The organism is Pseudomonas nitroreducens, assembly GCF_010994165.1.
In the GTDB taxonomy this organism is placed as follows: domain Bacteria; phylum Pseudomonadota; class Gammaproteobacteria; order Pseudomonadales; family Pseudomonadaceae; genus Pseudomonas; species Pseudomonas nitroreducens.
This window is the reverse complement of record NZ_WMBX01000005.1, coordinates 195,858-218,338: the sequence shown is the minus strand read 5'-3', so window position 1 is coordinate 218,338 and position 22,481 is coordinate 195,858. Positions and strand designations below refer to the sequence as shown.

At 66.6% G+C, this 22,481-nt stretch carries 18 protein-coding genes; 6 read left to right on the top strand and 12 right to left on the bottom strand.

The annotated features are described in order from the left end of the window. Window positions 1-57: 57 nt before the first annotated feature. The 6 genes from prmA to GJV37_RS22620 form a co-directional block, all read right to left on the bottom strand. On the bottom strand, window positions 58-936 hold the full coding sequence (gene prmA, locus GJV37_RS22645) for a 50S ribosomal protein L11 methyltransferase (RefSeq protein ID WP_193452964.1): 879 nt from the start codon (window positions 934-936) through the stop codon (window positions 58-60). Window positions 937-1,120: 184 nt separating this feature from the next. Next, window positions 1,121-2,470, bottom strand: a complete 1,350-nt coding sequence (gene accC / locus GJV37_RS22640) for an acetyl-CoA carboxylase biotin carboxylase subunit (RefSeq protein ID WP_024766369.1) — start codon at window positions 2,468-2,470, stop codon at window positions 1,121-1,123. 17 nt (window positions 2,471-2,487) lie between these two features. Then, window positions 2,488-2,955 carry an acetyl-CoA carboxylase biotin carboxyl carrier protein gene (gene accB, locus GJV37_RS22635; RefSeq protein ID WP_038803357.1) on the bottom strand — a complete coding sequence of 156 codons (468 nt, stop codon included), beginning with the start codon at window positions 2,953-2,955 and terminating at the stop codon, window positions 2,488-2,490. 24 nt (window positions 2,956-2,979) lie between these two features. Next, on the bottom strand, window positions 2,980-3,423 hold the full coding sequence (gene aroQ / locus GJV37_RS22630) for a type II 3-dehydroquinate dehydratase (RefSeq protein WP_015479055.1): 444 nt from the start codon (window positions 3,421-3,423) through the stop codon (window positions 2,980-2,982). Window positions 3,424-3,773: 350 nt separating this feature from the next. Next, window positions 3,774-5,627: a protein-disulfide reductase DsbD gene (locus tag GJV37_RS22625; RefSeq protein WP_193452984.1), complete on the bottom strand. Its 1,854-nt coding sequence runs from the start codon at window positions 5,625-5,627 to the stop codon at window positions 3,774-3,776. Between the two features lie 146 nt (window positions 5,628-5,773). Beyond that, a complete protein-coding gene (locus GJV37_RS22620; RefSeq protein WP_193452963.1) occupies window positions 5,774-6,682 on the bottom strand; it encodes a LysR family transcriptional regulator in 909 nt (302 codons plus the stop codon). A 115-nt stretch (window positions 6,683-6,797) separates the two neighbouring features. Here GJV37_RS22620 and GJV37_RS22615 point away from each other — a divergent pair, with 115 nt between their 5' ends. Both GJV37_RS22615 and speB read left to right on the top strand, forming a co-directional pair. Next, window positions 6,798-7,889: a polyamine ABC transporter substrate-binding protein gene (locus tag GJV37_RS22615; protein WP_170858913.1), complete on the top strand. Its 1,092-nt coding sequence runs from the start codon at window positions 6,798-6,800 to the stop codon at window positions 7,887-7,889. Between the two features lie 154 nt (window positions 7,890-8,043). Further along, a complete protein-coding gene (speB, locus tag GJV37_RS22610; protein ID WP_170858914.1) occupies window positions 8,044-9,006 on the top strand; it encodes an agmatinase in 963 nt (320 codons plus the stop codon). A gap of 87 nt (window positions 9,007-9,093) precedes the next feature. Here speB and GJV37_RS29880 read toward each other — a convergent pair whose 3' ends face one another. Together GJV37_RS29880 and GJV37_RS22600 are read right to left on the bottom strand one after the other, a co-directional pair. Beyond that, entirely contained in the window at window positions 9,094-9,681 is a 588-nt protein-coding gene (locus GJV37_RS29880) for a methyl-accepting chemotaxis protein (protein WP_425326842.1), read from the bottom strand. 1,512 nt (window positions 9,682-11,193) lie between these two features. Next, a complete protein-coding gene (locus tag GJV37_RS22600) occupies window positions 11,194-12,804 on the bottom strand; it encodes a GGDEF domain-containing response regulator (RefSeq protein ID WP_084358586.1) in 1,611 nt (536 codons plus the stop codon). Between the two features lie 288 nt (window positions 12,805-13,092). Here GJV37_RS22600 and GJV37_RS22595 point away from each other — a divergent pair, with 288 nt between their 5' ends. From GJV37_RS22595 to speA, 4 genes are all read left to right on the top strand, one after another. Then, window positions 13,093-14,157 (top strand): DUF2333 family protein, encoded by a 1,065-nt coding sequence (locus tag GJV37_RS22595; RefSeq protein WP_024766968.1) that lies wholly within the window; start codon window positions 13,093-13,095, stop codon window positions 14,155-14,157. Between the two features lie 3 nt (window positions 14,158-14,160). After that, window positions 14,161-14,700 carry an NUDIX hydrolase gene (locus tag GJV37_RS22590; protein ID WP_065085527.1) on the top strand — a complete coding sequence of 180 codons (540 nt, stop codon included), beginning with the start codon at window positions 14,161-14,163 and terminating at the stop codon, window positions 14,698-14,700. A 309-nt stretch (window positions 14,701-15,009) separates the two neighbouring features. After that, a complete protein-coding gene (locus tag GJV37_RS22585) occupies window positions 15,010-15,381 on the top strand; it encodes a translation initiation factor Sui1 (protein WP_024766966.1) in 372 nt (123 codons plus the stop codon). Window positions 15,382-15,666: 285 nt separating this feature from the next. After that, window positions 15,667-17,580, top strand: coding sequence for an arginine decarboxylase (gene speA / locus GJV37_RS22580; protein ID WP_037013811.1), 1,914 nt, complete (start codon window positions 15,667-15,669; stop codon window positions 17,578-17,580). Window positions 17,581-17,864: 284 nt separating this feature from the next. On the opposite strand, the gene GJV37_RS22575 is transcribed toward speA, so the two are convergent. From GJV37_RS22575 to pdxR, 4 genes are all read right to left on the bottom strand, one after another. Next, entirely contained in the window at window positions 17,865-18,566 is a 702-nt protein-coding gene (locus GJV37_RS22575; RefSeq protein ID WP_170858917.1) for an anaerobic ribonucleoside-triphosphate reductase activating protein, read from the bottom strand. After that, the gene (gene nrdD / locus GJV37_RS29690) at window positions 18,563-18,709 is read right to left on the bottom strand and encodes an anaerobic ribonucleoside-triphosphate reductase (protein ID WP_024766965.1); all 147 of its coding nucleotides are present in this window, start codon (window positions 18,707-18,709) and stop codon (window positions 18,563-18,565) included. Before nrdD ends, GJV37_RS22575 begins: the two co-directional genes overlap by 4 nt. A gap of 41 nt (window positions 18,710-18,750) precedes the next feature. Further along, a complete protein-coding gene (locus GJV37_RS22565; protein WP_170858918.1) occupies window positions 18,751-20,769 on the bottom strand; it encodes a ribonucleoside triphosphate reductase in 2,019 nt (672 codons plus the stop codon). A 156-nt stretch (window positions 20,770-20,925) separates the two neighbouring features. After that, entirely contained in the window at window positions 20,926-22,356 is a 1,431-nt protein-coding gene (gene pdxR / locus GJV37_RS22560) for a MocR-like pyridoxine biosynthesis transcription factor PdxR (protein ID WP_170858919.1), read from the bottom strand. Window positions 22,357-22,481: the final 125 nt, after the last annotated feature.

Sequence of the window (22,481 nt, the reverse complement as noted above, 5' to 3'; positions counted from 1 at the left end):
CGGTCCGGCGGAAAAAATCTGGCGGTTAGTCTAACTCAAGCCCCGTACGGCGGGCACTCAGCGGCGGCGGCCGCTGATGCGGATCCAGCCATCGCGCTCGGCGGTCGGGTCGAGGTCGAAGGCCCCGGCATAGGCCGCGCGCACTTCATCGGCCTGCTCGGCGAGGATGCCTGAGAGGGTCAGCAGGCCGCCGGATTTCACCAGCCCGGTGAGCTGCTCTGCCAATGTGACCAGCGGGCCGGCCAGAATGTTCGCCACCAGGACGTCCGCTGGTTCCTTCGGCAGATCAGCGGGCAGGTAGACGGGGAACTTCTCCGGCTCGATGCCGTTGCGCGAGGCGTTGTCGCGCGAGGCTTCCAGCGCCTGCGGGTCGATATCGGTGCCAGTTGCCTGCGCGGCGCCCAGCAGCAGCGCGGCGATGGCGAGGATGCCCGAGCCGCAGCCGAAATCCAGTACCTGCTGGCCGGCCAGCTCCTGGCCGTCTAGCCATTCCAGGCACAGCGCGGTGGTCGGGTGGGTGCCGGTGCCGAAGGCCAGGCCCGGATCGAGCAGCAGGTTCACCGCTTCCGGCTCCGGGGCGTCGTGCCAGCTGGGGACGATCCACAGGCGGCGGCCGAAGCGCATCGGCTTGAAGTTGTCCATCCAGCTGCGTTCCCAGTCCTGGTCGGCGATGTGCTCGATCTGGTGCTGGGGCAGTTCGCCGCCGGTCAGCAGGGTCAGATGGGCGATCAACGAGGTTTCGTCGGTGTCTGCCTCGAACAGCGCGAGCAGGTGGGTGTGACTCCACAGCGGCGTGGTGCCCAGGTCCGGCTCGAAGATCGGCTGGTCTTCGGCGTCCATGAAGGTCACCGATACGGCGCCGACTTCCTGCAGTGCATCTTCATAGGTTTCCGCCTGATCCGGGGTGATGGCGAGTCGGACTTGGAGCCAGGGCATGGGCGGAACCTCGATCGTGCTGGGATGGTGCTGGAAAGACAGCGGGCCGCCTGGGCGGCCCGCAGATAAAGGCGGCAAGCTTACTGCACGGCACCTTGCCATGCCAGCGGGCTGGGTCCGCAAAGCACAAGGGCCGCCCGGAGGCAGCCCTTGTGGTGGAGGCGAAGCAGCTTTCGACAGGCGCTTAGTGCTTGTCCATGCCCAGCTTCTTCTCCAGGTAGTGGATGTTCACGCCACCTTTGCAGAACTCTTTGTCGCGGACCAGCTCCTTGTGCAGCTCGGTGTTGGTCTTGATGCCATCGACGATCAGCTCGTCCAGCGCGTTGCGCATGCGCGCCATGGCTTCATCGCGGTCCTTGCCGTAGGTGATGATCTTGCCCACCAGCGAGTCGTAGTTCGGCGGTACGGCGTAGCCGCTGTACAGGTGCGAATCCACGCGCACGCCATTGCCGCCCGGTGCGTGGAAGTGCTTCACCTTGCCGGGGCTGGGCATGAAGGTCTTCGGGTCTTCGGCGTTGATCCGGCATTCCAGCGCATGGCCACGGATGACCACGTCTTCCTGCTTGATCGACAGCTTGTTGCCCGAGGCGATGCTGAGCATCTCCTTGACGATGTCGATGCCCGTGACCATCTCCGACACCGGATGCTCCACCTGCACGCGGGTGTTCATCTCGATGAAGTAGAAGCGGCCGTTCTCGTAGAGGAACTCGAAGGTGCCGGCACCACGGTAGCCGATTTCCACGCAGGCCTGGACGCAGCGGGCCAGCACTTCGGCGCGGGCCTTCTCGTCGATGCCCGGGGCTGGGGCTTCTTCCAGCACCTTCTGGTGACGACGCTGCAGGGAGCAGTCGCGGTCGCCCAGGTGGATGGCGTTGCCCTGGCCGTCGGAGAGCACCTGGACTTCCACGTGGCGCGGGTTGGTCAGGAACTTCTCCAGGTAGACCATCGAGTTGCCGAACGCCGCTCCCGCTTCGGTGCGGGTCAGCTTGGCGGACTTGATCAGGTCTTCCTCGTGGTGCACCACGCGCATGCCGCGACCACCACCGCCACCGGCGGCCTTGATGATCACCGGGTAGCCCACCTCGCGGGCAATCGCCAGCGCGGTTTCTTCGTCTTCGGGCAGCGGGCCGTCGGAGCCCGGTACGGTCGGCACGCCGGCTTTCTTCATGGCGTCCTTGGCGGACACCTTGTCACCCATCAGGCGGATGACGTCGGCGCTCGGGCCGATGAAGGTGAAGCCGGAGCGTTCGACCTGCTCGGCGAAGTCGGCGTTCTCGGCAAGGAAGCCGTAGCCGGGGTGGATACCCACGGCGCCGGTGACCTCGGCCGCGGCGATGATCGCCGGGATGTGCAGGTAGGACTGCGCGGCCGGGGCCGGACCGATGCAGACCGCTTCGTCGGCCAGCGACAGGTGCATCAGCTCACGGTCGGCGGTCGAGTGCACGGCCACTGTCTTGATGCCCAGCTCCTTGCAAGCGCGCAGGATGCGCAGCGCAATTTCGCCGCGGTTGGCGATCAGTACTTTTTCCAACATCGCAGGCTCCCCGCGCTTTAAACGATGGTGAACAGGGGCTGGTCGAACTCGACCGGCTGACCGTTCTCCACGAGGATCTGACCGATCACGCCGCTGGTCTCGGCCTCGATGTGGTTCATCATCTTCATGGCTTCGACGATGCAGAGGATGTCGCCTTTCTTCACGCTCTGGCCGACTTCGACGAAGTTGGCGGAAGTCGGCGACGCAGCGCGGTAGAAGGTGCCGACCATCGGCGAGCGCACGGCGCCGGCGAGGTTCTGTGCAGCCGGAGCGGCTTCGGCGGCCGGCGCGGCAGCGGCGGGAGCTGCAGCCGGGGCGGCGACAGGGGCCGGAGCGTAGGCCGGGGCGGCGGCGTAGACCGGCTGGGCGGCGGTCTTGCTGTGACGGCTGATGCGTACGGACTCTTCGCCCTCTTTGATCTCCAGTTCGTCGATGCCGGATTCTTCGAGCAGTTCGATCAGTTTCTTGACTTTACGGATGTCCATCAGTGTTCGCTCTCCCAGGTGAGGTCACGGGCGTTCAAGTTGTTCGAGGGCGGATTCCAGGGCCAGGCGGTAGCCTGTGGCGCCCAGGCCGCAGATCACCCCTACCGCCACGTCGGAGAAGTAGGAGTGATGCCGGAAAGGTTCACGTTTGTGCACGTTGGAGAGGTGCACTTCGATGAATGGGATGCTCACTGCGAGCAATGCGTCACGTAGAGCGACACTTGTATGCGTAAACGCGGCCGGATTGATCAGGATGAAGTCCACGCCTTCGTTGCGCGCGGCGTGTATCCGGTCGATCAGTTCGTACTCGGCGTTGCTCTGCAGGTGCATCAGGTGGTGGCCGGCCTCGCGGGCGCGGCGCTCCAGGTCCTGGTTGATCTGCTCAAGGGTGACGGAGCCGTACTTGTCGGGCTCGCGGGTGCCCAGCAGGTTGAGGTTCGGCCCGTGCAGTACCAGTAAGGTCGCCATCTGGATGCGGTAGTCCTTGTTATTGGCGGGAAAAGATAGGGCGGGACTATGCCGGAAAGCCGGCGTGACTGTCCAGTCATGCGGGTTTTGCCGTAGATGTCAGCATGTTGCCAGCCGATTACGGCAGAACCGTTGCAGTCAAACTGTGATCAGAAGCTGCTTGCAACCTGCTGCGCGTCGGCATGGCCGCGTGAAAAACGGGGGGCGGAAGCCGCTTGCGGCTAACGCACTTCAGTGCGGCCCCGAAGGGGCGAGCGCAGCGAGTCATGCTCATTTGCTACTCGTAAACTCCGCTTCCTCCCCCGTTTTTGCCTTGCCCTGCCCCAGCTCGCGAGATTGCAAGCAGGTTCTTAGGAGCGCGTTCCCGCCTGTTTGAGGCGGTCGGCGAGGGTGGCGGCGTCGGTCTCGCCGATGATGCGCAGATCGCTCCATTCGTCGCCTTCTGGCGAGAAGAACAGCAGTGCCGGCGGGCCGAACAGGTTGTAGCGGTCGAGCAGGGCGCGCTGTTCCTCGGTACTGGCGGTCATGTCGAAACGCAGCAGGACGAAGCCGGGCAGCTGTGACTGGACCTCCGGCGCTGGCAGCACCTGGCGCTCGATGATCTTGCAGCTGATGCACCAGTCGGCGTACCAGTCCAGCAGTACCGGGCGGCCGGCGGACCGGGCACTGGCCAGGGCGGCATTGAGTTGCGCGGGGCTGGTGATGTTCTGCCAGTCGCCAGGCGTGGAACTGGGTGGGCCGGCATGGATGCGCTGACCGCTGCGCCCCAGCGGGTGCAGCGGGTCGGATTCACCGCGCTGGGCGCCGGTCCAGGCGGCCACGGCGTAGACCAGCAGCATCAGGCCAAACAGTTGCCCAAGGCGCTGCAGCGGCTTCTTCGGCCCCAGCTCGAGGGTGCCGATGGCCAGGGCGACGCCGCCGGCGAGGGTGCCCCAGAGCGTCAGCGCTACCGGGCCGGAGACCAGTCGTTCGAGCATCCAGATGGCCACGGCCAGCAGCATCACGCCGAAGACGTTGCGCACGCCGTTCATCCAGGCGCCGCTCTTGGGCAGCAGTGCCCCACCGCCGACGGCGAAGATCACCAGCGGCGTGCCCATGCCCAGGCCGAGGGAGAACAGCAGCAGGCCGCCGCCCATTGCATCACCGGTGCTGCTGATATAGAGCAGCAGGCCGGCCAGCGGAGCGGTGACGCAGGGTGACACCAGCAGGCTGGAGAGCACACCGAGGGTCGCCGCGCCGGCGATGGAGCCGCCCCGGGTGTTGTTGGCCATGTTGTCCAGGCGTTCGCGCAGGAAGCCCGGCAGGCGCATCTCGAACACGCCGAACATGGCCACGGCGAAGACCACGAAGAACGCCGCGAAGGGAATCAGCACCCAGGGCGACTGCAGCATCGCCTGCAGGTTGAGCTTGGCGCCGAACAGGCCCATCAGGGTGCCGAGCACCGCGTAGCAGGCGGCCATCGGCAGCACGTAGGCCAGCGACAGCGCCAGGCCGCGCATGCCGCCCGGACGGCCGCGCAGGACCACGCCGGAGAGGATCGGCAGCATCGGCAGCACGCAGGGGGTGAAGGTCAGCGCCAGGCCCAGCAGGAAGAAGATCACCAGAGCGCGGCCGAGCTTCTTGATCTTGCCCGGTTCGTGGTCGCCCAGCAGGCTGGCCAGCGGGTTGCCGGAAGCGGCGGCGGACTTTGCGGCAGAGGCGGGCGCGGGGCCTGTCACCACGCTGGCGGCCTGGCCGTCGGCGATCTGCAGGCGGGTGGTTTCCGGCGCGTAGCAAAGGCCCTTGTCGGCGCAGCCCTGGTAGCTGACGACGAGAGTGAAGGGCTTGTGCTGCGGGTTGACCAGCGGGATGTCGATGTCGGTGATGGCGTAGTAGACGACGGTGTCGCCGAAATAATCGTCGTGGTGCTGCTTGCCCGGCGGCAGCTTCACTTCGCCGACGCTCACGCCGCTGTCGGCGGGTTCGACCTTGAAGCTGAACCGGTGCTGGTACAGGTAGTAGCCGTCGGCATTGATGAAGCGCAGTTTCACCTGCTGGCTGTCGCTGTCCTCGACGCTGACGCGGAAGGCCTCGGCCACCGGCAGGAAGTCGCCCTTGGCCGGTTGCGCGACGGCGAAGCCGCCCTTGTCGGCGGGTTTGTCGAACAGGCCGGCGGAGGCGGGCAGGGCGACGAGGAGCAGGAGCAGGGTAAGCAGGCGGCGCATGGACATCTCGCGGACTACAGGGGTGGCGGGCATGATAGCGGAAAGCTTCCGGCGCAGCCCGAGGCGATGCCCGACGAGCTGTCACAAGAAGTGATCGGCCGCTTGGGACTGCGCCAGAGCGGTCGGGTTCCCCTGCTGCTCCTGCGTCAATCCGTCGCGTGCTGGCCGAAGGCTGCCAGCAGGTCGCTGACGAAAGCCTGTTCGGCGTCGCCGGGATGGCGACCGCGATGTCGCGTCAGGCTGAAGGCTACGTCGAAATCCAACTCGCCGGGCAGCAGCTCGCGCAATTGGCCGCATTCGATCCAGGGCTGGGCGACGTGCCGGGGCAGATAGCCGATGTGCGCGCCGGAGAGGATGAAGGCCAGGCTGCCGTCCACCTGCTCGCAGCGTGCGCTGCTGCGACTGGTCTGCAACGGTTCGTCGGCGGCGATGAAGCGGTAGGGGTGCAGCACCTGGTCGGCGTCCGCGAGGGAATCACGGGTCGGCTTCCTTTCCTTGAAGGCCGGGTGGCCGGTGCCGCAGTACAGTCCCTGCGGTTCGATGAACAAGGTGCGGTGCTGCAACGCGGCCTGGGTGCCGGCGAAGTAGCCGACCGCCAGGTGCAGCCGGTCCTGCAGGAGCAGGCGCTCCAGTTCGGCCGGCGTGGCGGTGAGCAGGTCGAGGGTGACCGCCTCGTTGCGCTGGCGGAAGCGCCGGATGGCGTCGGACAGCCGCGCCAGCACGCTCTCTTCGAGGCTTTCCGACAGGCCGATGCGCACCTCGCCGAGCAGTTTGTCGGCCACCCCGCGCGCCTTGTCGCGGAAGTCCTCGATGCACAGGAACAGCCGCCGCGTCGCCTGCAACAGATGCTCACCCTTGGGCGTCAGGCGGAAGCCGCCCTTGCCGCGTTCGCACAGGCGGTAGCCCAGGCGCGTCTCCAGCTTGGCCATCTGGATGCTGATGCTTGGCTGGCTCAGCCCCAGTTCGCCCTGGGCGGCGCTGAAGCCGCCGCATTCGACCACGGTGACGAACAGGCGCAGCAGCTGCAGGTCGAGATCGCGCAATTGGCTGAGCATGGTCGTCCCCAAACATTGTTATGAAGAAATGCCAAAGTAATTAACTTTGTATTTTTGCAAAGTAAAGCCCAGCCCATGCTCGCCCCATAACCACAACAACTCCGAGGCGATGATCATGCGTGTGTTCTTCCGGGCGACTCTCGCGGCGCTGACCGTGGCGCTGGCCGTGCCCCTGCAGGCGCAGGAGCGGGTGCTCAACCTGTACAACTGGGCGGATTATGTCGGCGCGGATGCGCTGCAACGCTTCCAGAAGGAAACCGGCATCCGCGTCAAATACGACACCTTCGACAGCGCCGAGGTGCTCGACAGCAAGCTGATGACCGGCCGCAGCGGCTATGACGTCGTCTTCCCGGCCAGCAGCGGGCTGGCCCGCGCCATCCAGGCCAAGGCAGTGCAGCCGATGGACGATGGGCAGCTGAAGAACGTCGCCAACCTCGATCCGGAACTGCTGGCGAAACTCGCAACCATCGATCCGGGCAACCGCTTCGGCGTGCCCTACACCTGGGGCACCGTGGGCCTGGCGATCAACAAGGACGCGGTGCTCAAGCGTATTCCCGATGCGCCGCTGGACAGCCTCGACCTGCTGTTCAAGCCCGAGTACGCCGGCCGCCTGGCCGACTGCGGCATCTCGCTGATCGATTCGCCCCAGGAAGTCATCAGCGTGGCGCTGAACTACCTGGGCAAGTCGCCCTACAGCACCGAGCCGGCCGACCTTGCCCAGGTGCGCGAGTTGCTGGCCAAGCTGCAACCCAACGTTCGCTACATCGCCAGCGGCAAGCACATCAATGACCTGGCCAACGGTTCGCTGTGTGTCGCGCTGACCTACACCGGCGACGCGCTGATGGGCGCCGCGCAAGCGAAGCAGGCGAAGAAGCCGTTCGAGGTGATCTACCGGATACCCAAGGAGGGCACGCTGATCTGGTTCGACACCATGGCCATCCCGGTGGACGCCCCCCACCCGCAGGAAGCCCGCGCCTTCATCGACTTCATGCTGCGCCCGGAGTCCATCGCCGAGCTGACCAATACCCTGTATTTCGCCAACGCCAACCAGAAGGCCACGCCGCTGCTCAATGCTGACGTGGCAGGCGACCCGGACATCTACCCGCCGGCGGCGATGCGCCAGAAGCTGTTCGGCGAGCAGTTGCTGACCCTCAAGCAACAGCGTGACCGGACGCGGTTGTGGTCGGCGTTCCGGACCCGTAGCTGACGAGCAGGCCGGCTTTCGTAGGGCGCATAACGCGCCAGCGTTATCCGTCGAGCTGAACCAGGGCCGGCGGATAACCTGTTCCAGGTTATGCGCCCTACGCAGGGGACGTTCACCCGAAGCACCGTGACCCACCGATAACCAAGATGAGGAAGCCATGGATCTCGCAAACGACAACGACCAGGCCATCACCCGCGACAGCCTCTACGGCACCGCTGCCGAATCCACGTACGCCGGCATCACCAGCTTCATGCGCCGCCGTTACAGCCGCGACCTGCGCGGCGTCGACCTGGTGGTCAGCGGCGTGCCGTTCGACACCGCCACCACCAACCGCCCCGGCAGCCGCTTCGGGCCGCGGGCGATCCGTGCCGCCTCGGTGCAGATGGCCTGGGCCCGGCATTTCCCCTGGGAGTTCGACCCCTTCGACCACCTGGCGGTGATCGACTACGGCGACTGCTCCTTCGACCACGGCGTGCCGCAGGAAACCCCGGACGTCATCGAAGCCCACGCTGCGCGCATCCTCGATGCCAGCTGCGCGCTGCTGACCCTGGGCGGCGACCACTTCATCAGCTACCCGCTGCTCAAGGCCCACGCGAAGAAGCACGGCCCGCTGTCGCTGATCCACTTCGACGCGCACAGCGACACCTGGCCCGACGAGGACTGCCAGCGCATCGACCACGGCACCATGTTCTACCACGCGGCCCGCGAGGGACTGGTCGACCCGTCGCGCTCCGTGCAGGTCGGCCTGCGCACCACCAACGACGACGTGATGGGCTTCCAGGTGCTGGACGCCCGTGAAGTCCATCGCAACTCGCCGCAAGCCATCGCCGAGCGCATCCGCACGCGGGTCGGCGACAACCCGGTGTACCTGACCTTCGACATCGACTGCCTCGACCCTGCCTTCGCTCCGGGCACCGGCACGCCGGTCTGCGGCGGGCTGAGTTCGCACCAGGCACTGGAAATCCTCCGCGCACTGCGTGGCATCAACCTGGTGGGGATGGACGTGGTGGAAGTCGCGCCGCCCTACGACAACGCCGAGATCACTGCCCTGGCCGGCGCGACCCTGGCGATGGAGATGGTTTGCCTGTACGCGGCACGGCACAAGCTGGGCGAGTGTTGATCGCCCACCTCCTCAATCACGGGGAAACTCGTACGTAGGATGGCGTGGAGCGCAACGATACCCATCCTACGAAGAGTCTGGGCGAAATCAGACGCGGAACGCCCGCACCGCCGTATGCAATGCCCCGCCCAGTTCCTGCAGCTGCTCGCCCTGGCTGCGTCCCTGGCCGATCAGGCGCAGGTTCTGGCTGCCCAACTCGTGGATGCGCTCGCTATGCGAGCGGATCTCGCTGACCGCGCCGCTCTGCTGCGCGGAGCTTTCGGCGATGCGTTCGGCCATGCTGGCGATGGTGCGGATGGCGCCGACCACTTCGTCCAGCGCGCCCTCGGCTGCGCCGGCCTGGTTGGCGGTGATTTCCGCATGCTCGACCTGGCTACGCATCGCTTCCACCGATTGCCGCGCGGCCTGTTGCAGACGTTTGGTGAGCTGCTGGATTTCCTCGGTGGCGCAGGCGGTGCGCAAGGCCAGAGAGCGCACTTCCTCGGCCACCACGGCGAACCCGCGGCCTTGTTCACCGGCGCGCGCGGCCTCGATGGCGGCGTTGAGCGCCAGCAGGTTGGTCTGGTCGGCGATGGAGCGGATCACCCCCAGCACGTTGCCGATGGTGGCCGATTCCTCCGCCAGGTTCTCGATGGCCTGGGCGTTGCTCTGCACTTCGTCCACCAGCGCGCGCATGCCATTGAGGCTGTTGCCGATGACCTGCTGCCCCTGTTCGACGGCCGTGCCGGCGGCATGGCTGGCCGAGGCCGCCTGGCTGGCGTCGCCGGCCACCTGCTGGATGGCCGCTTCCATATCGCCCAGCGCGTCGCGGATTTCCCCTGTGTCGCTGGCCTGGCGCTCGGCGCCGGCGTGCAGTCCGCCGCTGAGTTCGGCCAGGGCGCGGCTGCTGCCGGCCACTTCCTCGGCGCGCTGGTGGATAGTGCCGACCAGGGTGCCGAGGAAGTCGCGCAGGCGATTCAGCGATTCCTGCAGTTCCACCAGGTCGCGGGTACGGGTGTTCAGCGCGATGGGGGTGGCGAAGTCCCCGCGCGCCCAGGTCGAGAGCGCCGGGACCAGTTGACCGAGCACGCGCGCCAGGCGACGTTGCAGGGTGTCGATGAGCAGCGCGGTGGCGAGGATCAGGGCGATCAGCGCGCCCTGGATGATGCGTACCTGCGTCTGGATCTTCGAGCGCTCCTCGCGCACCTGCGGCTCCAGCGTCGCCAGGGCCTGCTGCACGGCGACCAGGCGCTGGGCGGTGGCGCTGGCCAGCTGCTGGCGCTGGGCGATCAGTTGGCGGGTGCGGTTGAGTTCGTCGGGGTAGCGGCGCAATACGCTGGCGAGGTCGCGCTTGAGGGTGACGCCGCGATCCTCGCTCTGCGCCTCGGCGGCCGGCCGGGATTCCAGGCCCATCATCGCGGCGAAGTCGTCGGAGGCAGAGGCCTGCTGTTCCAGCACGCCGAGCAGCGGCAGGGCGTCGATGCGCTCGGCCAGCTGGCGCAGGGTTTCCAGCTCGCGCTGGATATCCTCGGCCAGCGCCGGGTTGCCGCTTTCCACCAGCTTGGCGCGCGCGTGGGCCAGGCGTGTCAGGTGCAGGCCGGCCTGCAGTAGCGGGGTACGGTACTCGGCGGCGGTAGGGTTCTGGCTGGCGTCGGCATAGGTGCCGAGCTGGTCCAGCGCGGCCAGCAGGTCACGCTCGGCCTGCAGCAGCAGACCCTGCGGATCACCCGCCAGCTTGCCGGCGGCGAGCAACTGGTTGCCGCTGAACTGGTGCAGTTCGTCGAGGCTCTGGCCGAGCAATTGGCTGAGGCTGTCCGGCAGTTGCGGCAGCTCCGCGGCCAGTTCGTCCAATGCCTGCTGCGCGGCTTTCTGCTTGAGTGCGTCGCCGCTGGCGAGGTACGCCTGGATGTTCTGCGCCACCTTGCGCTCGAAGCCCTGGGAGAGTTCCAGGTAGCGGTCCATCAGCGTGAAGGGGCGCTCCAGCGCGCGTTGCGACCACCACAGGGTGGCGCCCAGCGCGAGACACACGAGCAGGAGCAGGACGGTGTTGAGGTTGGTGAGCAGCTTGAGGCGCATGGCAGGTCACGACCGACAGCGAAAAAACGGCGAGCCCTGAACCTATTGCAGTTTGGTTACCGGCTGATGACACGGTGCCATCATTTGGTCGGAATGTGTCGCGGCAGAGCGCCGCGCTGCCACTGCCGGGTGTTACTTGAAGACCTCGACGCGATTGCGGCCACCGTGCTTGGCGGTGTACAGCGCCTCGTCGGCCTGCTTGGCGAGGGTCTTGATGTCCATCTCCTCGCCGAGTTCGGCGATGCCGCAGCTGAAGGTGCAGGAGAGGTCATGGGGCTGCGCCGGATAGTGGATCTCGGCGAAGCGCTGGCGGATTTCCTCCAGTACCTTGCGCGCCGACTCGGCGTCGGTGTCCGGCAGCACCACTGCGAATTCCTCGCCGCCGTAGCGGCCGATGTGATCGGTCTTGCGCAGGCGCTGCTTGAGGAACAGCGCCAGGCTCTTGATCACCCGGTCGCCCATGGGGTGGCCGTAGGTGTCGTTGACCCGCTTGAAGTGGTCGATATCGAGCATCGCGAAGGTCAGCGGGCGCTCGTCGCGGCGGGCGCGGAAGCGAGCGTCATCCAGCAGCTGCAGGGTATGGGTGTGGTTGTACAGGCCGGTCAGGCTGTCGCGCACCATCCGCGCTTTGAGGCTGCGGGCGCGGGCGGCGCGGTTGCGCACGGTGGCGATCAGGTGGCGCGGCTTGATCGGCTTGGTGAGGAAGTCGTCGCCGCCTTCGCTCATGGCGTCCAGCTGCTTGTCCAGGTCGTCCTCGGCGGACAGGTAGATGATCGGCACGCTGACATGGCGCTCGTGCTGGCGTATCACCTTGGCCAGCTCGGTGCCCAGGCACTCGGGCATGTACATGTCGAGGATGATCAGGTCCGGCTGGAACTCGGCCAGCTCGGCCATCACCGACAGCGGCGCGGTAAGGGCGCGGGTGACGATGCCGGCGCTGTTGAGGACCATCTCGGTGTGCGCGGCCTGGGCGCGGGAGTCGTCGACGATCAGCACGCGGAACGGCTCGTAGTGCGCCACGCGGGTCAGCGTCTCGATCTTCTCCAGCAGGCCGGAAGCGTCCAGGGCGCCGCTGAAGAAGTCCTGGCCACCGGCGCGGGCAGCCGCCAGGCGGGTCGGGGTGTCGGTTTCCTCATGGCTGAAGAACAGCACCGGCAGCTTCTGCTTGAGGCCGGCCTGGGCTTCGTCGGCCAGGGCCAGGCCCTGGCCGTTGGCAAAGTCGATTTCCATGACGATGGCTGCCGGATGGCGGTCGGCCATGGCGGCACGGAAGGCGTTGGCATGCTCGCAGGGCTGCGCGGCCATGCCGAAGAATTCCAGCTGCTGGGCCAGGCGCTCAGCGCGCTCAAGGTCCTGCAGGGCCAGGTAGACCGGCTTGCGCAGCGGTGGCAGGTGGGTATGTTCGAACTGGTCGCCATGGCGCAGGCCGGTGCGCGACAGGCGCTGCATCAGCCGGTTCAGCTCGGTGATCAGCTCGCTGGAGAGGCGCCCGCGGTTGTCCTGCACGGCGCGCAGGCATTGGTCGATGGCCTTGGCGAGGTCGGCGTGCTCGGCCTGCTCGAAGCGTTCGGCATAGCGCTGCAGGCGCAGGCAGGCCTCGGCCAGCTCGGCCATGCCGGCGCTGTTCCACTCCGAGCGCGACAGGCGCTGCCAGACCTCCAGCAGGTGGCGGGCCTGGTGTATCACCCGCTGGGCGAAGTGATGCTTGAGGCGGTCGAGGGATGGATCGTCGAGCTCGGTCATCGCGCGCTTCTTTATAGGGCCGTACCGGCGGCCTGCGGGGCGAATATGTTTCCGCCGTGATACACACTGATGGCCCTATGCTACCAATCCTTGATGGCAATAACAGTGCCTTCGGTCAAACATCTCAAGCTTTGTAATTCGCACCATTACCTAGCACCATGCGCAGGGTAGGCTGCGCTGGCCTGCCCGGGTGCGGCATGCTTGCGCAGCGAGGCCTAAAATCGCGGCACCCTGGGGCCGGTTGTGGGTCCAAGCTATCTTCGAATTCGGGACATCAAGGAACTTGCCATGTGGAACTGGAAGAAACGCGGCTCCGTGCGTGATCGCGTGGATGACACGGTAGACAATGCACGCGCCTACTTCGGCGGCCCCTGGCTGGGTCGCGTGCTGGGCGGCCTGCTGGGTGCCTACCTGGTGGTCTGCGGGGTGATCGGCTGGTACTGGAGCCAGGAACCGGATCTGTTCCCCGTGCAGCAGAACGCCCAGGCCGCCGCCGAGCGCGCCGGCCGGCAGATGGTGGTGGGCTACACCACGGTGGAAACCCTCAAGGAAGTGGTCGCCACCATCCTCAACAAGCCGGGCGGCTACCTGTCCAACGACATCTTCCCGCCGGGCGTCTGGCTGGACAACATGCCCAGCTGGGAATATGGCGCCCTGGTCCAGGTGCGCGACCTGTCCCGCGCGCTGCGCAAGGACTTCGCCCGCTCCCAGTCGCAGTCCACCGAGGACGCCGACCTGGCGCGCGCCGAGCCGCGCTTCAACTTCGACAACAAGAGCTGGGCGCTGCCGTCCTCGGAGTCCGAGTACGCCGAAGGCATCAAGTCCCTGGACCGCTACCTCGGCCGCCTGTCCGCCGATCCGGCCGGCGCGCAGTTCTACGCCCGCGCCGACAGCCTGAACAACTGGCTGGGTGACGTCTCCACCCGCCTGGGCTCGCTGTCCCAGCGCCTCTCGGCCAGCGTTGGCCGGGTCAAGCTGAACACCAACATCACGCCGATGCAGCCGGTCGCGCCCGGCCAGGCGCCGCAGGTCGAGGAAGTGGTCCAGGAAACCCCCTGGATGCAGATCGACAACGTGTTCTACGAAGCCCGTGGCCAGGCCTGGGCGCTGTCGCACATCCTGCGTGCCATCGAGGTGGACTTCGCCGACGTGCTGGCGAAGAAGAACGCTACCGTCAGCGTGCGCCAGATCATCCGTGAACTGGAGGCCGCCGAGGCGCCGCTGTGGAGCCCGATGGTCCTCAACGGCAGCGGCTTTGGCGTGCTGGCCAACCACTCGCTGGTGATGGCCAACTACATCTCCCGCGCCAACGCCGCGATCATCGACCTGCGCCAGCTGCTGGCCCAGGGCTGATCGATGGAAGGCATCAGCCGCAAGGAGGCCGCCCACCGGGCGGCCTCGGACGCCGAGAAGATCGCCTGGGTCGACGATGACGACCAGTTGCTGGGCAGCCTGCCGCGCGCCGAACTGCGCGCGCGCGGGCTGATCGGCCGGGGCACCTTCATCCTGCTGTTCAACTCTGCCGGCGAGCTGTGCGTGCACCGCCGTACCCTGAGCAAGGCGGTCTACCCCGGCTACTGGGACCCGGCAGCCGGCGGCATGGTCCAGGCCGAGGAAAGCTACGCCGAGTCCGCCGCCCGCGAGCTGGAGGAAGAGCTGGGCATCGCCGGCGTCGAGTTGCGTCCCCACGGCACGTTCTTCTTCGACCAGCCGGACAACCGCCTCTGGTGCGCGGTGTTCTCCGCCGTTTCCGATGCGCCTCTGACATTGCAGCCCGAGGAAGTGCTGGAAGCGAAATTCATCGACCCGCACCAGGCGCTGGCCGAGGCCAAGGCGGGCACACCTTATTGCCCGGATTCGCTGGCGGCGTTGCGCAAGTACCTGGTCAGTTTCTGACGTCGGGTTGCTTTTCGTAGGAGCGAGCTTGCTCGCGAACTGAGCCCCGCTGCGGGGTTTGTTCGCGAGCAGGCTCGCTCCTACAGGCACCCCAAGACTCCGGTTGGGTTGGGCATGTCGCCAAACCACCGATCAATGACGCATTTTCGCTCTTAGCATTTGCCTCCAATGCTGCTAAATTGCGCGACCTTTCCGGCAGGGTCCTCCGCCGGGAATTGCGCAGCCCCTGCCTGAGTGGGGCGTCGCGGTCGGCACCCGCCGGCCATTCGTTGACCTGGCCCGAAGAGGCCAATCCTGGGGAAACGCCCGGTGGTCAAGAAAGCATCCTCCCTGTCCGCCCTCGGCGGGCTCGTCTACTCCACTGATTCCGGCCGGCACTGCCCGGACTGCAATCAGCCCGTTGGCGCGTGCATCTGCAAGCAGGCCGAGATTCCGGCCGGCGATGGCATCGCTCGCGTGCGTCGTGAAACCAAGGGCCGCGGTGGCAAGACCGTGACCACGGTGACCGGCGTGCCGCTGGCGGCCGATGCGCTGAAAGACCTGGCGACCGCGCTGAAGAAGCGCTGCGGCACGGGTGGCGCGCTGAAGGACGGCATCATCGAAATCCAGGGCGACCACGTCGACCTGCTGCTCGAAGAGCTGACCAAACGCGGCCTCAAGGCGAAGAAATCCGGCGGCTGAGCCGTCTCTCCCGAACGATTCTCCTCTGCAGAGAAGGGGTTCCAGGCGATGTGCGTTGCGTGCATTGCCGGCAAGCCCTTTCCCTAGATGGGAGATTTATCGGCGCGCCCTGGGCGTGTCGTCGGATTTTCCTAAACTTACCGCCAACCCCGGCGGTCAACACGGCAACGTCACGAGGCCCGGCTAGGTTTACACCACCAGGCTTTGACGACTCACCCGCACGCCGGGCGGGCGCCTGCACACATTCGCGCAATTCATTCGTGCTACTTGAGGAGACCACCCCGCATGGCCGCTAGACGGACCCGCAAAGACGACGGCAGCAACTGGACCGTGGCAGACAGCCGCAGCATCTACGGAATTCGCCACTGGGGCGCTGGCTACTACGCCATCAACGACGCCGGTAACGTGGAAGTTCGCCCGCAGGGCGCTGATGCCCAGCCGATCGATCTGCACGGGCTGGTCGAGCAGCTGCGCGAGGCCGGCCTGTCGCTGCCGCTGCTGGTGCGTTTCCCGGACATCCTGCAGGACCGCGTGCGCAAGCTCACCGGCGCCTTCGATGCCAATATCGCGCGTCTGGAATACACCAGCCGTTACACCGCGCTGTACCCGATCAAGGTGAACCAGCAGGAAGCGGTGGTGGAAAGCATCATCGCCACGCAGAACGTCTCCATCGGCCTGGAAGCAGGTTCCAAGCCCGAGCTGATGGCCGTGCTGGCGCTGGCGCCCAAGGGCGGCACCATCGTCTGCAATGGCTACAAGGATCGCGAGTTCATCAAGCTGGCGCTGATGGGGCAGAAGCTCGGCCACAACGTGTTCATCGTGATCGAGAAGGAATCCGAGGTGCAGCTGGTGATCGAGGAAGCCGCCGTGATCGGCGTGCTGCCCCAGGTCGGCCTGCGCGTGCGCCTGTCCTCGCTGGCGTCCTCCAAGTGGGCCGATACCGGCGGCGAGAAGGCCAAGTTCGGCCTGTCCGCCGCGCAGCTGCTGTCGGTGGTCGAGCGCTTCCGCGCCGCCGGCCTGGACCAGGGCGTGCGCCTGCTGCACTTCCACATGGGCTCGCAGATCGCCAACCTGGCCGATTACCAGCACGGCTTCAAGGAAGCCATCCGCTACTACGGCGAACTGCGTGCCCTCGGCCTGCCGGTGGACCACGTGGACGTGGGCGGCGGCCTGGGCGTGGACTACGACGGCACCCACTCGCGCAACGCCAGCTCGATCAACTACGACATCGACGACTACGCCGGTGTGGTGGTGGGCATGCTCAAGGAATTCTGCGACGCGCAAGGCCTGCCGCACCCGCACATCTTTTCCGAGAGCGGCCGCGCGCTGACCGCGCACCACGCGGTGCTGATCACCCAGGTCACCGACGTCGAGCGCCATAACGACGAAGTGCCGAAGATCACCGACCTCGCCGAGCAGCCGGAGATCGTCCAGTGGCTGGCCGACCTGCTCGGCCCGACCGATGCCGAGATGGTCACCGAGACCTACTGGCGCGCCACCCACTACATGAGCGACGCCGCTGCGCAGTACGCCGAGGGCAAGATCAGCCTGGCGCAGAAGGCCCTGGCCGAGCAGTGCTACTTCGCCATCTGCCGCCGCCTGCACAACCAGCTCAAGGCACATCAGCGTTCGCACCGCCAGGTGCTCGACGAGCTGAACGACAAGCTGGCCGACAAGTACATCTGCAACTTCTCGGTGTTCCAGAGCCTGCCCGACACCTGGGCCATCGGCCAGGTGCTGCCGATCCTGCCGATCCACCGCCTGGGCGAGGAGCCGACCCGCCGCGCGGTGCTGCAGGACCTGACCTGCGACTCCGACGGCAAGATCACTCAATACGTCGACGAGCAGAGCATCGAGACCAGCATGCCGGTGCACGATGTGAAGGAAGGCGAGGACTACCTGATCGGCACCTTCCTGGTCGGCGCCTACCAGGAAATCCTCGGCGACATGCACAACCTGTTCGGCGATACCGATTCGGTGAACGTCTACCAGAACGCCGACGGCAGCTACTACCACGCCGGCATCGAGACCCACGACACCATCGAGGACATGCTGCGCTACGTGCACCTGTCGCCCGAGGAGCTGATGACCCACTACCGCGACAAGGTGGCCGGGGCCAAGCTCACCGTGCGCGAGCGCACGCAATTCCTCGACGCCCTGCGTCTGGGGTTGACCCGGTCGGCTTACCTGTCGTCCTGATGACTTGGCGGTCCGCGTAAGCAACAGCCCTGCTTCGGCGGGGCTTTTCTTTGCCTGCGAATTACTAACGCCGCGGGTCCGTTGTAGGAGCGAGCTTGCTCGCGAACCGACGTCCGCAGCAGGGGGGCGTTCGCGAGCAAGCACTGGGCGTCCCCCTCGTTCCTACAGAAGATTCTGTGCCGCTGCGGGATATTGGCGTTCGGGGTTGCCCTCACCCTCAGCGGGAGAGGGCTGGGGTGAGGGGGATGTGCTCGCCCGGAGCTCCCGGAAGTTGGCCGTGGTTCCTAGCTGTCCTGGCGCAACTCGAAGTGCGGGAAAAGCGCTTCCAACTCTCGCCAGAAATCCTTGGCACCGTGGGGCGCAGGACTAGCGAGCAACTGTGGATCGAGCTGCCGCCCGTTGCGGGCCAGTTGCACCACGAAGTTTTCCACACCCATTCCGCGCAGGCGCAGGGCCAGGCGCCGGAGTTTATCCAGATCGAACAACTGCCAATGCACGGTCGTCCGGCATTCGTGGTTCACGCCGCTCTCCAGCAACAGTTCCAGGCTGCGCCAGTTGGCTAGTCCACTGCGTTTTACGCCGGTGATGGCGTCCATGTCCTCGGCCAGCCCCTTCACGTCGAACCCGACCCAGTCTGCCTGGGGCAGTGCACGGGCAAGGGAATCCGGACGGATACCGGCGCTGTGCAGGCCGATGCGAAACCCCATCTCGCGCACGTTCGCCATGGCATCGGGCAGGGCGTTCTGCAACGTTGCTTCGCCGCCGCTGAAGACGACGCCCTGCAACAATCCCTGGCGACGACGGAGGAAGGCGAGGATGTCGTCCCAGTGGATTTCCGCTGGGCCCCGCGCCGGGATCAGCCCCGGGTTGTGGCAGTACCGGCAGCGCCACGCGCAGCCCTGGCAGAACAGCACGCAGGCGAGCAGGCCGGGATAGTCGAGGGTGGTCAGGGGCACCAGGCCCCCGACCCTGAGCGTGGCGCTCATCGCGTCTCGCGAAAGTGGCGGCGCTCGCGGTGCTCGGATTGCTTGCCGGCGTTGAAGGCCGACACCGGGCGGTGATAACCCATTACGCGGGTCCACACCTCGCAGCGCTGGCGCTGGCTTTCGGGCAATTGGTTCGCGGTCATCGGTAGTGCTCCTTTTTGCGGGGATGAAAGTGAACGGAGGATCAGCCGCCACAGCAGCTCTTGGGCGCGGCCTTCTGCAGCGCGGCTGCGTCGCACTTCGGGCAGAACTCGTGTTCGCCGGCGAGGTAGCCGTGTACGGGGCAGATGGAGAAGGTCGGCGTCACCGTCAGGTAGGGCAGGCGGAAGCGCCCGAGGGCGGTGCGCACCAGGGTCTTGCAGGCCTCGGCGCTGGAGATGCGTTCGGCCATGTACAGGTGCAGCACGGTGCCGCCGGTGTACTTGCACTGCAGCGCGTCCTGCAGCTCCAGCGCCTCGAACGGATCGTCGGTGAGGCCCACCGGCAACTGCGAGGAGTTGGTGTAGTAGGGCGCATCCGGCGTGCCGGCCTGGAGGATGCCGGCGTGGCGCTTGCGGTCCTCGCGGGCGAAGCGGTAGGTGGTGCCTTCGGCCGGGGTGGCTTCGAGGTTGTAGAGGTGGCCGCTGTCTTCCTGGAAGCGCACCAGTCGCGCCCGTACATGGTCCAGCAGCTCCAGTGCGATCTGCCGGCCGGACTCGGTGTGCAGGCCTTCGCGGTCACCGGTGAAGTTGCGCACCATCTCGTGCAGGCCGTTCACACCGATGGTGGAGAAGTGATTGCGCAGGGTGCCGAGGTAACGTTTGGTGTACGGGTAGAGCCCGGCATCCATGTGCTGCTGGATGACCTTGCGCTTGACCTCCAGGCTGTCGAAGGCCAGCTCCAGCAGGTAGTCGAGCTGGGCGTAGAGGGCGGCAGCGTCGCCGCGATGGCGATAGCCCAGGCGCGCGCAGTTGAGGGTCACCACGCCCAGCGAACCGGTCTGCTCCGCCGAGCCGAACAGCCCATTGCCGCGCTTGAGCAGCTCGCGCACGTCCAGTTGCAGGCGGCAGCACATGGAGCGCACCTGGTTGGGCTGCATGTCCGAATTGAGGAAGTTCTGGAAGTACGGCAGGCCGTAGCGCGCGGTCATCTCGAAGAGGCGCGTGGCGTTGTCGCTGTCCCAGGGGAAATCGTGGGTGATGTTGTAGGTCGGGATCGGGAAGGTGAACACCCGGCCGTGGGCGTCGCCGGCCTGCATCACTTCGATGTAGGCGCGGTTGATCAGGTCCATCTCGGCCTGCAGGTCACCGTAGGCGAACGGCATCTCCACGCCGCCGACGTAGGGAACCTGCTCGCGCAGGTCTTCCGGGCAGACCCAGTCGAAGGTCAGGTTGGTGAAGGGCGTCTGGGTGCCCCAGCGCGACGGCACGTTGAGGTTGTAGATGAACTCCTGCAGCGCCTGGCGCACCTGTTGATAACTCAGGCCGTCCTTGCGCACATAGGGCGCGAGGTAGGTGTCGAAGGAGCTGAAGGCCTGGGCGCCGGCCCACTCGTTCTGCAGTGTGCCGAGGAAGTTGACCATCTGCCCCAGCGCGCTGGACAGGTGCTTCGGCGGCCCTGCCTCGACCCGCCCCGGTACACCGTTCAGGCCTTCGCTGAGCAGGGTGCGCAGCGACCAGCCGGCGCAGTAGCCGGCGAGCATGTCGAGGTCGTGGATGTGCAGGTCCGCCTCGCGGTGGGCGACGGCGATGCCCTCGCTGTACACCTCGTCCAGCCAGTAGTTGGCGGTGACCTTGCCCGACACGTTGAGGATCAGCCCGCCCAGGGAGTAACCCTGGTTGGCGTTGGCGCGCACCCGCCAGTCTTCGCGCGACAGGTATTCGTTCATCGAAGCGGCGACATCCACCAGCGTCTTGCGCTCGCGCCGCAGGCGTCCGTGGCGTTCGCGGTAGACGATGTAGGCGCGCGCGGTGGGGTAGTGGCCGGCTTCCATCAGGGCGCGCTCGACCACGTCCTGCACCTGTTCCACGTCGAGATCATTCTGCGCCGGCAGGCGCGCCAGCACGCGGCGGGTCAGCTCCTGAGCGTGGGGCGCGGAGAACTCGCCGCTGGCGTCGCCGGCGGCGGCAATGGCGCGTTCGATCTTGCTCGGGTCGAAGACTACGGCGTTGCCATTGCGCTTGCGCAGGCTGGCGGGAAGGGGGGCGGTCCGTGTCAGAGGCATTGGCTGGATTCCACAACATGATGTGTCTCGATTTATTCGAGACAACAAGATGTTGTGGAAATCTAACGACTTCGTCTGAAGGAAAATTGACCTCGGTCAACGTCACCTGTCAGCCAGGTTTCGCCATCGGAGGTATTGACCGCCGCTCGGCGTGAATCAGTCCAGCAACGGCGCCAACCGCTCTGCCAGGCGTCCTGCGAGCTTCTCGTCGCTGACGTTGGTGAAACTCATGAGCAGTGCCGGCTCGCGCCTGGCCTCCATGCACCAGGCGTTCAGCGCTTGCAGACCGAGACCGTCCGCGTGGGCGCGACGGGCGACGGCGAGGTCATCCTGTTCCAGCGCGCCGACCAGGTGCAGGCCCCCGGGCGTGTCGGCGAAGCGCAGGCGCTCGCCGAGGCGATCTTCCAGCGCGCTGCGCAACCACTGGCGGCGCAGTGCGTAAAGCGTGCGGGTGCGCTTGAGGTGACGGGCGAAATGGCCTTCCTGCATGAAGTCGCAGAGGGTCGCCTGGAGCAGCTCGGCGCAGCCTGAGGTGAATACCTGCTGGGTGCGCACGAAGTCTTCCACCAGTTCCGCCGGTACCACGAGATAGCCCAGGCGCAGCGCCGGGTAGAGCACCTTGCTGAAGGTGCCGGTGTAGAGCACGCGGCCTGCGCGGTCGAGGCTTTTCAGCGCCGGCAGGGGGAAGCCGGCATAGCGGTATTCGCTGTCGTAGTCGTCCTCGACGATCCAGGCGCCGCTGCTCGCCGCCCAGTCCAGCAGGGCCAGGCGCCGCGGCAGGCTGAGGGCGACGCCGGTGGGGCTTTGCTGCGACGGCGTGATCAGGGCGAAGCGCGCATCCGGCGCGCGGGCAATGCCGTCCTCCACACGCAGGCCGTCTGCATCCACCGCGACCGGCACCGGCACGCCGCCGGCGCGGCGCAGCAGTTCGCGGCCGCGCGGGTAGCCGGGGTCCTCGTGCCAGAAGCGCTGGCCGGGCTCCAGCAAAGTGCGGCTGATCAGGTCCAGCGCACCCTGGTAACCCGCGCAGATGAATACCTGTGCCGGGTCGCAGGCGATGCCGCGGGAGATGCCCAGGTAGCCCGCCACCGCCTCGCGCAGCGGGCCGTAGCCGCAGGGTTCCGGGTATGCCAGCATCGAGGCGCCCTGCTGGCGCAGGCGGCGTGCGCACAGGCGTGACCAGAGCGCGCGGGGGAAGGCGTCCAGTGCCGGCACGCCGAGCTGGAACGGCCGCAGGGCTGGGCCGTGGGCGATCAGGCCGGGCAGACTGCGCTCTACGGTCGCAGGGGGGGCGACGACGGGCAGGGCAGCCTCCGTGCGGCCGGCGAGTTGCGGGGAGACCACGGTGCCGGCCGGCCCGCGCGCTAGCAGGTAGCCTTCGCTGGTCAGCAACTGGTAGGCCAGTTCGACGGTGCCGCGCGCTACGCCCAGGTCGCCGGCCAGCCCTCGTACTGGGGGCACCCGCTCGCCCGGCCGCAGTGCGCCACGGGTGATGGCGTCGCGGATGCGCCCATAGAGCTGCCGATAGATCGGCAGCTCATGGCTGGGGTCCAGCGGCTGGCGGAACGAGTCGGTGGGTGTGCTCATGGCCTGGAAGGTTCGTGAGTAGGTGGGGGAAATGACTATGCCATGACCGGTATCAAGTCGTCCCGGCAGACCCGATGCAGGATCAGCGTCTAGGCTTGCAGGCAGTGTTGAAAAGCGGGCGCGAC

Bases quoted from the DNA above. Each gene is read 5' to 3' on its own strand.
- GJV37_RS22595 (WP_024766968.1), top strand. From the start codon at position 13,093: ATGTGGAACTGGAAGAAACGCGGCTCCGTGCGTGATCGCGTGGATGAC.
- GJV37_RS22565 (WP_170858918.1), bottom strand. From the start codon at position 20,769: ATGCCTCTGACACGGACCGCCCCCCTTCCCGCCAGCCTGCGCAAGCGC.
- speA (WP_037013811.1), top strand. From the start codon at position 15,667: ATGGCCGCTAGACGGACCCGCAAAGACGACGGCAGCAACTGGACCGTG.
- aroQ (WP_015479055.1), bottom strand. From the start codon at position 3,423: ATGGCGACCTTACTGGTACTGCACGGGCCGAACCTCAACCTGCTGGGC.
- GJV37_RS22575 (WP_170858917.1), bottom strand. From the start codon at position 18,566: ATGAGCGCCACGCTCAGGGTCGGGGGCCTGGTGCCCCTGACCACCCTC.
- GJV37_RS29880 (WP_425326842.1), bottom strand. From the start codon at position 9,681: ATGCGCGCGCTGGTGGACGAAGTGCAGAGCAACGCCCAGGCCATCGAG.
- GJV37_RS22615 (WP_170858913.1), top strand. From the start codon at position 6,798: ATGCGTGTGTTCTTCCGGGCGACTCTCGCGGCGCTGACCGTGGCGCTG.
- GJV37_RS22590 (WP_065085527.1), top strand. From the start codon at position 14,161: ATGGAAGGCATCAGCCGCAAGGAGGCCGCCCACCGGGCGGCCTCGGAC.
- accB (WP_038803357.1), bottom strand. From the start codon at position 2,955: ATGGACATCCGTAAAGTCAAGAAACTGATCGAACTGCTCGAAGAATCC.
- GJV37_RS22625 (WP_193452984.1), bottom strand. From the start codon at position 5,627: ATGCGCCGCCTGCTTACCCTGCTCCTGCTCCTCGTCGCCCTGCCCGCC.
- GJV37_RS22620 (WP_193452963.1), bottom strand. From the start codon at position 6,682: ATGCTCAGCCAATTGCGCGATCTCGACCTGCAGCTGCTGCGCCTGTTC.
- nrdD (WP_024766965.1), bottom strand. From the start codon at position 18,709: ATGACCGCGAACCAATTGCCCGAAAGCCAGCGCCAGCGCTGCGAGGTG.
- GJV37_RS22600 (WP_084358586.1), bottom strand. From the start codon at position 12,804: ATGACCGAGCTCGACGATCCATCCCTCGACCGCCTCAAGCATCACTTC.
- pdxR (WP_170858919.1), bottom strand. From the start codon at position 22,356: ATGAGCACACCCACCGACTCGTTCCGCCAGCCGCTGGACCCCAGCCAT.
- accC (WP_024766369.1), bottom strand. From the start codon at position 2,470: ATGTTGGAAAAAGTACTGATCGCCAACCGCGGCGAAATTGCGCTGCGC.
- prmA (WP_193452964.1), bottom strand. From the start codon at position 936: ATGCCCTGGCTCCAAGTCCGACTCGCCATCACCCCGGATCAGGCGGAA.
- speB (WP_170858914.1), top strand. From the start codon at position 8,044: ATGGATCTCGCAAACGACAACGACCAGGCCATCACCCGCGACAGCCTC.